Genomic DNA, 9,948 nt, shown 5'->3' with positions numbered 1-9,948 from the left:
TCGTACTGCCGGGGATCGGGCGAGATACTCGATCCCGGAGGCGTGACATGGCGTGGATAGGTCCTAGCAGCGCGGATGAGGTGACGGTTCCCGACGTGGTCGGGCTGCTTGTGGCAGACGCACGGGCGGTCGCATGGCAGGCGGGCTTGGTCATCGCCGCCTCCGATCCAGACGGTCCGCCGGTCGGGGCGCTGACCTGGCCAGGAGTCTGGGTCGTCACGGGTCAGCACCCTGCTCCCGGCTCTCGCATGCGCCGTCAGGGCTCGCTGGTGATCGAGTGCAGGGAATTGCCCGGCGGCGACGTCGGAGACCGGGAGCCGCGTCGCCCGCTACCCCCGCTGGGCGAGCTCACTGTCGAACGAAGTCCTGAAGCAGGTACCGACTGAACCGGTGAAGCTGTGCGCTTACCGCACTGGAGGGTGTCTGACAATTCGGCTTGCCGGAGCCAGAGCATGAGCGAGGAGATGGTGACGCCAGCCAGGTAGCTGCTGGCCGGCTTGTCGAAGCGGGTGGCGATGGCGCGCCATTGCCTGAGCTTGCCGATGCAGTGTTCGACCAGATTGCGGTGCTTGTAGGCGAGCTCGTCGAAGGCGTGCGGGCGGGCTCCACGGCTGCCCTTGCGCTTGCGGTTGGCGATCTGGTCACGCCGCTCTGGAATGACCGTCTTGATGCCGCGCCGGCGCATGCCGAGGCGAATTGCGCGGCTGGAGTAGCCCTTGTCGCCGATCAGGATGTCGGGGCGGGTATGGGGGCGGCCTGCGCGGGAGCGGCGGATGCGAAGCCTGGCCATGACGTCGGGGAAGGCGGTGCGGTCGACGACATTGCCGCCGGTCAGGTGGAAGACCAGTGGCAGGCCACGGGCCTTGACGAGTAGGTGCAGCTTGGTGGTCAGGCCGCCGCGGGACCGTCCGAGCGCCTGCCGGATTGGGGATTGCCTGGTGTCGATCGTCTCGCCGTCATGCCTTTCTACGGGTGCCGGCGGCGTGCTGGTGGGCGCGGGCGATGGTGGAGTCGATGCTGACGGTGAACTCGACGTGGCCGAGGGAGTCGTCCTTGACCTGCGTCTCCTCCAGCAGCCGCGGCCACATACCGTCCTGCTGCCAGCGGGTGAACCGCTCGTAACAGGTCTGCCGGGCCCGTACCGCTCAGGGACGTCCCGCCACGGAGCCCCGGTCCGTAACCCGTCGATCACCTGCCGATGACCACGCCAAGGGCGTCCCCGCCCACCGGTCACCGGCAGGAACGGCTCGATCCGCGCCACGACCTGTCGGTCAACTCGCCGCGTCGCATCACGGCAACCATTCAACCGTGCACGTAGATCAATTCAGATGCTCTCCAGCGCGACAGTGATGGTAAGGGGATTCATGTGCCGGGAGTGACCCAGGATTCACTGCGAAGCCATATTGCGTAACGTCTCTGAATAGTTACTCTCAGTATGCAACGGAATGGTGAGCATCAGAGTCCCGTGATGCCCTGGTGTGGGCAATCATCGGCAACGGTGAGCACCTGCTGGGTGACCAGCCGCCGGCGGCGCGATCGCCGGAGGTTCGGCGCCGTTGCCAAGCCCCCCCTGAGGGACGACACCTCCGGGGCAGAGCGAAGGCGAGGTGGTTGGATGCATCTGACTCCGCACGAACAGGAACGTCTCTTGATCCACGTAGCCGCGGACGTGGCCCGCAAGCGCAAGGAGCGGGGGGTCCTGCTCAACTATCCGGAGGCGGTCGCGCTGATCTCGTCGTACGTGCTGGAGGCAGCCCGGGACGGCAAGTCGGTCCACGAACTCATGTCAGCGGAAGCCAAGATCCTGTCCAGGGACGACGTCATGGAAGGCGTCCCGGAGATGATCTCCGACCTTCAGATCGAGGCCACTTTCCCCGACGGCACCAAGCTGGTCACCATTCGCCACCCCTTCGCAGAACCGCAGGCTCAACCGAAGTCCGCCGCAGGAGCGGATCCCGAGGCGGGACAGGCCACCGAGCCGGAGCTCGCAGCGGCGACGCTGGTCCATCCAGGCAAGGTCGATCACCCCGAGGACGCAGGCCAGGTGCCCTTCAACGAGGGCCGAGAGGTCAGCATGGTGACGGTCACCAACACCGATGACCGTCCCATCCAGGTGGGCTCTCATTACCATTTCTACGAGGCCAATCCCCGCCTCGACTTCGACCGCGCCGCCGCCTACGGCAAGCGCCTGCACATCCCTGCCGGCAGTTCCATCCGCTTCGAGCCGCAATGCACCCGGACGGTGGCGCTCGTGCCCATCGAAGGCAAGCGCATCGTCGCCGGCCTGCGCGGCCGGATCGGGGGAGAGCTCGATGGATGACCCCCTGACGGAAGCATCGGCTGAGCAGGCGGCGGACGCTCAAGTCAAGCCCGTGGCAGAGACATCGTCGCCGACCTCCTGCGCGCAAGGGCCGGAGATCCTGCCCGTCGACCAGCCGCTGACCCGCGTCCAGTACGCCGACCGGTACGGCCCGACGCTCGGCGACCGCATCAGACTGGCCGACACCAACCTGCGGATCGAGATCACCGAAGACTGGGCCGGCGGCCCTGGGCGCAGCGGCAACGAGGTCATCTTCGGCGGCGGCAAGGTGATCCGCGAATCGATGGGCCAGTCCTGTGCGCCACGCGACAGCACGAGGTTCGGCGCCCCGCAGCCACCTGACACGGTCATCACCGGCGTGGTGATCCTCGACCATTGGGGCGTCGTCAAGGCGGACGTGGGCATCCGCGACGGCCGGATCGTCGCGCTCGGCAAGGCGTACAACGACGAGACCATGGGCCGCCTGCACGACAGGCACCCCCTCGCGACCGACTTCCTGATCGGCGCCGAGACCGAGATCATCTCCGGCAACGGCAAGATCCTCACTGCCGGCGGCATCGACACGCACGTGCACTTCATCTGTCCCGAGCAGGTGCACGAGGCGCTCGCCGCCGGCGTCACGACGCTCATCGGCGGCGGCACCGGTCCCGCCGAGGGCAGCACCGCCACCACCGTCACGCCCGGCGCCTGGCACGTCGCCCGGCTGTTCGAGGCTCTAGACGCCTTTCCGGTCAATATCGGGCTGCTCGGCAAGGGCAGCACCATGTCCACCGAATCCCTGTACAACCAGGTGGAGGCGGGCGTGCTCGGGTTCAAGATCCATGAGGACTGGGGGGCCACCCCTGCCGTGCTGCGCCATTGCCTGGAGGTGTGCCGGGCCACCGGCGTCCAGCTGGCACTGCACGCCGACTCGCTGAACGAGGCCGGCGCCGTCGCCGACACCATCGAGGCCATCGGCGACCATCCGATCCACATCTTCCACGTCGAGGGCGCCGGCGGTGGCCATGCCCCCGACATGATCACCATGGCCGGCCTGCCCAACGTGCTGCCTGCCTCCACCAACCCCACCCGGCCCTTCACCGTCAACACGGTCAAGGAGCACATCGACATGGTGATGGTCTGCCATCACCTCAATCCGCTGGTGCCGGAGGACCTGGCCTTCGCCGAATCGCGGATCCGGCCGTCCACGATGGCCGCCGAGGACATCCTGCACGACCTCGGCGCCATCTCGATCATGTCGTCCGACGCCCAGGCCATGGGCCGCATCGGCGAGATGATCATCCGGACGTGGCAGACCGCGCACGTCATGAAGGGCCGACGCGGCCCGCTGGAGGGCGACGGTGACGCCGACAACCACCGCGCCCGCCGCTACGTCGCCAAATACACCATCAACCCGGCCATAGCGCACGGCATCGATCACGAGGTCGGCTCGGTCGAGGTGGGCAAGCTGGCCGACCTGGTGTTGTGGGAGCCGAAGTTCTTCGGCGTCAAGCCACACCGGGTCATCAAGGGCGGCCAGATCGCCTACGCCCAAGTGGGCGACGCCAACGCCTCCATCACCACCCCGCAGCCGATCCTGCCCCGGCCCATGTGGGGCGCGACGGGCCGGGCGCCGGCCGCCAACGCGGTCAACTTCGTCACCGACCACGCCATCCGGTCCGGACTGGCCGGCAGGGTCAATGCGCGCAAGCCGTTCAGGGCCATCCGTGACACCCGCAAGGTGTTCAAGGCCGACATGCGGGAGAACAACGCCTGCCCCGACATCGAGATCGACCCCGACACCTTCGAGGTGGTGATCGGCGGCGCGACGGCCAAGGACGTCACGGCCGAGATCGACGACGAGGTGGTCGACGGACAGCAGTTCGCCGACACACTGCCCATGGCACAGCGCTACTTCCTGTTCTGACCACCGTGAACCGTTCGAGCGGAAGGTGAGCCACGTTCCATGAACCGTGCCGCCCTGCTGATCCTGGCCGACGGCCGATTCCCCGCCGGCGGGCATGCCCATTCCGGCGGGGCCGAGGAGGCCGTCAAGGCCGGAGGCGTGCGGGACGTGGCGAGCCTGGAGGAGTTCTGCCGCGGCCGGCTGCACACCAGCGGTCTGGTCGCGGCCGGGCTGGCCGCCGCTGCCGCCACCGGTTACGACCCGCTCCTGCTGGAGGAGGCGGCCGACGCCCGCACCGCCGCCCCCACCCTCCGGCGCACCTCGCGCCGCCTCGGCCGGCAACTGCTGCGGGCCGTACGGACCGCCTGGCCCCATGCCGAGCTCGACGCCCTGGCCGCGGCCCGGCCGCGCGGTGCCCACCAGCCCGTCGTGCTCGGCCTGGCCGCCCGCTGCGCCGGACTGACCCCGCTGGACGCCGCCTACGTGGCCGCGTACGAGAGCGTCAGCGGGCCGGCCACCGCGACCGTCCGCCTGCTCCGGCTGGACCCCTTCGACGCCACAGCGGTCCTGGCCCGCCTGGGCGCCGACATCGACCATGTCGCGGGCGCCGCAGCGGAGGCCGCGCAGCGCGTCCACACTGACGGCCCTGCCGCGCTGCCGGCCGCCTCCGCGCCGCTGCTCGACATCATCGCCGAACGGCACGCCGGCCGCCCGGCCCGTCTGTTCGCCTCCTGACCACTTCCTCAACTTCTTTCGGGAGCAACCTTGCACCTGCACCACGACGATGCCTTCCCGCACGGCTCCGGCGGCTCCTCCACCGAGCGTCCCGGCGGCGGCCGTCGCGCCCTCCGTATCGGCCTGGGCGGGCCGGTCGGCTCCGGCAAGACCGCCACCGTCGCCGCCCTGTGCCGCGCGCTGCGTGAACAGCTGTCCATCGCCGTCGTCACCAACGACATCTACACCCGTGAGGACGCCGAGTTCCTGCTGCGCGAAGCCGTCCTGCCCGCCGGCCGCATCGCGGCCGTCGAGACGGGCGCCTGCCCTCACACCGCCATCCGCGACGACATCTCCGCCAACCTCGAAGCCGTCGAGGACCTGGAGGGCCACCTCGGCGCCCTCGACCTGATCCTGGTCGAATCAGGTGGCGACAACCTCACCGCCACCTTCTCCAAGGGCCTCGTCGACGCCCAGATCTTCGTCATCGACGTCGCAGGCGGCGACGACATCCCCCGCAAGGGCGGCCCCGGAATCACCACCTCCGACCTGCTCCTCATCAACAAGACCGACCTCGCCCCCCACGTCGGCGTGGACCTGGAGGCCATGGCCCGGGACGCCAAGGCCCAGCGCGGCGACCTGCCCACCGTCCTGACCACGGTCAAGAGCGCAGGCGGCATCACTCCCGTCGCCGAGTGGATCACTGGCCGGCTCGCCGACTGGACCGCAGGCCGCCAGTGATCCCTGCCCCGTCCCCACCCGAACCCGCCCAGCTCCGCCTGACCCGCCACGCGCCCGGTGTGCACGCCACCGCCCGTATCCGTGCCATCCGTGCCGGCGACGCCACGGCCCTGCCCACACTCACCGGCGACGGCCCCTTCGACCTACGCCGCGCCCGCCCGCACGGCGACCAGGCACGAGTGTGCATCGTCGGCGCCATGAGCGCCCCGCTCGGGGGCGACCGGCTGCGCATCGAGGCCACCGTCGAACGCGGCGCTCACCTGCACCTCACCACCGCCGCCGCCACCATCGCCCTGCGCGGTCCCACCACCAGCCACGCCACCTACGACGTCCACCTGACCGTCGCCGACGACGCCGGCCTGCACTGGCTGCCCCAGCCGCTCATCTCCGCCGCCCGCAGCAACCTGCGCCAGAGCTGCACCATCGACCTCGCACCGACCGCCCGGCTCGTGCTGCGCGAACAGATCGTCCTCGGCCGCGCCGGCGAGTCTCCGGGCCGGCTGGCCACCCGCCTCACCGTCCACCGCGACGGGCGCCCCCTGCTGGACCAGCACACGACGTACGGCCCGGGTGCGCCCGCCTGGGACGGCCCAGCCATCGCCGCCGGCCACCGCGCCATCGGCCAGATCCTCATCGTGGACCCGGCTCTGGACCGGCAATCACCTGACGCTCGGCTGATCAGCGACAACGCCGAAGCCGGCCAAGCCGTGCTGACGCCGCTGGCCGGACCCGCCATTCTGGTCACCGCCCTGGCCCCGGACACCCTGCGCCTGCATCGCCTGCTCAATGCCGCGCACCCCATCCCCTGAACGCCCGTGCGCTCTTTTGATTACCTGTCACTGATCGCGGGGCAGCCGACGCCGCTCCGCTGCCGGTTTGATGATCTCGACGGGACGGCCTGGCCATTTCGCCAGGATGCCGCCCGTCCCCGTCGGCGCGGGCGGCCGAGGCGATGACGTGCGGGTTCCCGTCGTGGGGCGAGGGGCAGTACGTCGTGACGTTCCGGTCGCCCACCCTGGCGGCCGCGGATCCCGTCTGCGTCAACGCCGTGACCGCGGGGTTGCGGGCGCTGGCCGCTCAGCCGGGGGTAGGGGCGGTGCAGGCACTGCCGCCATTCGACCTGCAGGATCGGCGCCGCCTCTGCGCGATGGCCGGCTTCCATGGCGACAACCGCGTGCGGCAGCGTCGCCTGTCCAGTCATCGCGACGCCCTCCAACGGGCGACGGCTGAGGCGTCGAAGGACCGGGGTGAGGCACTCATGAGACTACCGATCCCCGGATGTGGCGAACCGAGAGCTCAGGGCGCGATCGATACTGTTTCCGAGCGACGCTGATGAGGCACCGCCCCGGCCACAGGCAGTGCGGGTAGTTGTTGAGTTGGGACCTTGGGTCATCGGTTCGTGGGAGCAAATCCGTGGGAGCCCGATTGCCTGATCAGTGAGCCAGCACCATCGAGCCCGCGACCGGGTGCTGGAGAGCGCGGAGCTGTTCAAGAGCCTCTACGTCCGCAGCCTTTCTTCGTGCGCACCATCCTGGCGACGAGCCACGCGGCCGACGGCGACCTCGACCATGGGCTCGCCGTGGCGCGCGAGATCGTGCCGACTGTGGCCGACCTGAGGTCGGCTCGCACACGGCGATACGTACAAGAATTCATCGGCCGGCTCGCGCGCTACGGGAAAGATCCACGAGTACAGTCGCGACGTTGCGTATTCGCGTCACGCCACTCAGTTCAATAGCGAAAATATAGGAAGCGCTGGTAGCGTCCCCCAGCGCGGGCCGCCATCAAATACGACAGCGCACTTCCAGTCATCGACTGGCTATTGCCGCGCGCTCTCGCAGGTCAAGAATATCCGGCATCGCACAGACACGTTCCTGATCAGCGAAAGGATCGCAATGAGAAGGCGCCACTGGTTAGCTCCCATCCTCGCGAGCAGTCTCATCGTCCTGCCATTCTCAGCCCCGGCGTCCGCCCAGGTTCTCGCGTACGCATGGACCACCACCAGCACCGGCGCCGGGTATTTCTGGGACACCTATCCCTACTCAAGCTCCCCCGGCTGGTACATCTCCATCTACGATGACAGGGCAGACGGCCAGGGTGTCCGCATGCGCCAAGATTACGGCACCTACGTCGACTATCACGACAATGTCAGCGGCGCCGGCTCGGAAGACATCTACTGGAGCAGCTCCAGCGTCGAGAGAATTCAGGCGTGCAACCGCGACAAGCTGTCCAATGGCACCATCAGAGTGCTCAACTGCAGCAGCTGGGTCTCGACCGGTATTTGACCCCGGAAGAAGCAGGCGACCTCTCCTCCGCGCCAGTGGTCGTGCATTCTTGTACGAATCATCATGCAGAGATCCCCTCTGTGCCGACCCTCGTAACCCAGCCGCTCCTCCTCAAGGACGCAAAATGGCCGATACACCGGACTACGCACAGGTTCAGCCCAGCCGTCGTTCCAAGCGTTCCCGCCGCGTCGCGCTCAGCGCAGCAATCGCGAGCGGAGTCGCCGTCGCGGCAATCGTCACAGTCACCACGAACGTTTTGTCCAAGCCGGAAACCTCGTCTTCCGGCAGCGGAACCGCTTCCGTCAGCTCGGCGCGTGCCTCGGCGCCTGAACCCATCGAGAAGCTGTGGCCCGCAGCAGTGCACGAAGTGCCGGCCAAATTACCCGACGGCAGGCAGGTCCGACCGCGCCTGATGGTGGACACCACCAAGGTGCTCCTGACCGCCGAAGCCAGCTTCGAGAAGGCGAACGGCCTCTACACCTACGACGTGAACAACGGCGAGGTGACCAAGCTCGCCGACATCAGCCTCCCTGCCGACACCATCCTCTTCCCTGACGGCTTCACCACAGGCCAGGGCCGGGTCGCCTGGTGGACCGCGCGCGGCACGGACGACAAGCGAACCGCCGACATCTGGACCGTCCCGACGACCGGCGGCAGACCGCAGCTCGTCGCCTCTGCTCCCCTGCCGCCCGCCTCATCCGCCGGGTTCGTCACCGGTATCGCCATCACCCCCGATCGTCTTGCCTGGTCGGCCGGCAACGAAGGCGTCTTCACCGTCGACATCAACGGCGGGCAACCGCAGCGCGTAGAAGGCACGCAGGGACAGCACATCCTGAGCTGGCCCTGGGTCGGATCACCCGGAACGGTCGGCGGCAACGAAGCCCCCTTCCAGTCCGTCATGAACGTCGAGACCGGCGAGAAGCGCGCCCAGACCGCCTTGCAGTCGGGCAGCCCTGTGGCGTGCGGGATCACGCTCTGTGTCACGCACCCCGACCGATCCATGGTGGCGCAGGTGCAGGGCCGGGACGGGCGAGCACGGTACGAGATGGATGTGACGGGAGTCGCTCCGCAGCCTCTCCAGCTGGACAGATTCCTGTCCGCCCAACTACCGGATCGCGCGCTGGTGCATGACGTGCAGACAGGTGCGTCCGCCGAAATCCGAGGCATTGACCCCCGAACCCGCTACCGCGCCCGAGCCGGTAGCAATATCGCTCTCTTCGCCCGCGGCGACAAATTCGTGGTCGTCGACCTCACTGCCATCCACTGAGCCGCGGTGTCACCCCCCGCTCCGGGACGTGGTCGTCCGCCGAAATGGAGCAGACGCCAGTTGGTCGGCGCCATCCGGTGGAGGGTGCGGACGGGTGCGCCGTGGCCCGCGATCGGCCGTGCCCAGCAGCACGCCGTGGGGACGCGCCGGGACGGCCATCCGCAAAGAGGGACCGCCCGGCGGGGCGGGGAGCGAACCGGACGATCGCGCGCTGGGCCGCCCGCGAGGCGGGCTGACCAACAAGACGCATCTGGTCTGTGAGCAGGGGCCGTAAGCCCTTGGCTCTGCTGGTGACGGCCTGCCATCGGGGAGACAGCTCGCAGTTCGTCGCTGTGCTGGGCAGGATCCGGGGCGGCCGGCCGCCGGCCTTCGACCCTGGCCTTCACCGCTGGTGTCACGCGGTGGAATGCGACATCAACCAGCTCAAGCAGAACCGCGGCATGGCCACCCGCCACGACAAGCTCGCCGTCCACTTCGAAGCCACACTCGCCATCGCCGCGATCGACCAGTGGCTCAAGGCCTCATAAAACACCGCCTGAAGCGGGTGCCGCAGGCTCGAATCGTGCCGGGGGCGCCAGGTCCGAGCGCACCCAATGAGCCCTTGACCAGCGGGGACGCGGATCGAAGGGCTCGTTGCATGTCCAGGCGCAACAGACCCCAGGCGACCGCCGCTGACAAGCCGCAAGTAGCTACCGGTCACCTCCTTATTGTCAATCTGATTTATGCTTTATGTACGCCC

At 68.6% G+C, this 9,948-nt stretch carries 9 protein-coding genes and 1 pseudogene; 9 read left to right on the top strand and 1 reads right to left on the bottom strand.

The features are described from left to right. Positions 1–47: 47 nt before the first annotated feature. A pseudogene (locus AB0J71_RS38015) lies at positions 48–206 on the top strand (hypothetical protein); the annotation flags it as partial. 50 nt (positions 207–256) lie between these two features. On the opposite strand, the gene AB0J71_RS38010 reads toward AB0J71_RS38015, so the two are convergent. Then, positions 257–1,234 (bottom strand): IS5 family transposase, encoded by a 978-nt coding sequence (locus AB0J71_RS38010; protein WP_364418948.1) that lies wholly within the window; start codon positions 1,232–1,234, stop codon positions 257–259. Between the two features lie 201 nt (positions 1,235–1,435). Here AB0J71_RS38010 and AB0J71_RS38005 point away from each other — a divergent pair, with 201 nt between their 5' ends. The 8 genes from AB0J71_RS38005 (at position 1,436) to AB0J71_RS37970 (ending at position 9,736) form a co-directional block, all read left to right on the top strand. Beyond that, positions 1,436–2,320: an urease subunit gamma gene (locus AB0J71_RS38005; protein ID WP_364418860.1), complete on the top strand. Its 885-nt coding sequence runs from the start codon at positions 1,436–1,438 to the stop codon at positions 2,318–2,320. Positions 2,321–2,438: 118 nt separating this feature from the next. After that, positions 2,439–4,226, top strand: coding sequence for an urease subunit alpha (locus AB0J71_RS38000; RefSeq protein ID WP_364418946.1), 1,788 nt, complete (start codon positions 2,439–2,441; stop codon positions 4,224–4,226). A gap of 39 nt (positions 4,227–4,265) precedes the next feature. Next, positions 4,266–4,940: an urease accessory UreF family protein gene (locus AB0J71_RS37995; protein WP_352320172.1), complete on the top strand. Its 675-nt coding sequence runs from the start codon at positions 4,266–4,268 to the stop codon at positions 4,938–4,940. A 117-nt stretch (positions 4,941–5,057) separates the two neighbouring features. Then, positions 5,058–5,660: an urease accessory protein UreG gene (ureG, locus tag AB0J71_RS37990; RefSeq protein ID WP_352320220.1), complete on the top strand. Its 603-nt coding sequence runs from the start codon at positions 5,058–5,060 to the stop codon at positions 5,658–5,660. Next, positions 5,657–6,469 carry an urease accessory protein UreD gene (locus AB0J71_RS37985; RefSeq protein WP_364418858.1) on the top strand — a complete coding sequence of 271 codons (813 nt, stop codon included), beginning with the start codon at positions 5,657–5,659 and terminating at the stop codon, positions 6,467–6,469. Before ureG ends, AB0J71_RS37985 begins: the two co-directional genes overlap by 4 nt. A 1,083-nt stretch (positions 6,470–7,552) precedes the next feature. After that, positions 7,553–7,942 carry a hypothetical protein gene (locus tag AB0J71_RS37980; RefSeq protein WP_364418855.1) on the top strand — a complete coding sequence of 130 codons (390 nt, stop codon included), beginning with the start codon at positions 7,553–7,555 and terminating at the stop codon, positions 7,940–7,942. Between the two features lie 124 nt (positions 7,943–8,066). Beyond that, on the top strand, positions 8,067–9,209 hold the full coding sequence (locus tag AB0J71_RS37975) for a hypothetical protein (RefSeq protein WP_364418853.1): 1,143 nt from the start codon (positions 8,067–8,069) through the stop codon (positions 9,207–9,209). 278 nt (positions 9,210–9,487) lie between these two features. Then, positions 9,488–9,736: a hypothetical protein gene (locus AB0J71_RS37970; protein ID WP_352320164.1), complete on the top strand. Its 249-nt coding sequence runs from the start codon at positions 9,488–9,490 to the stop codon at positions 9,734–9,736. Positions 9,737–9,948: the final 212 nt, after the last annotated feature.

This window comes from Nonomuraea sp. NPDC049637, from assembly GCF_040675235.1.
Taxonomy (GTDB): domain Bacteria; phylum Actinomycetota; class Actinomycetes; order Streptosporangiales; family Streptosporangiaceae; genus Nonomuraea.
This window is presented reverse-complemented; position numbering and strand designations above follow the sequence as displayed.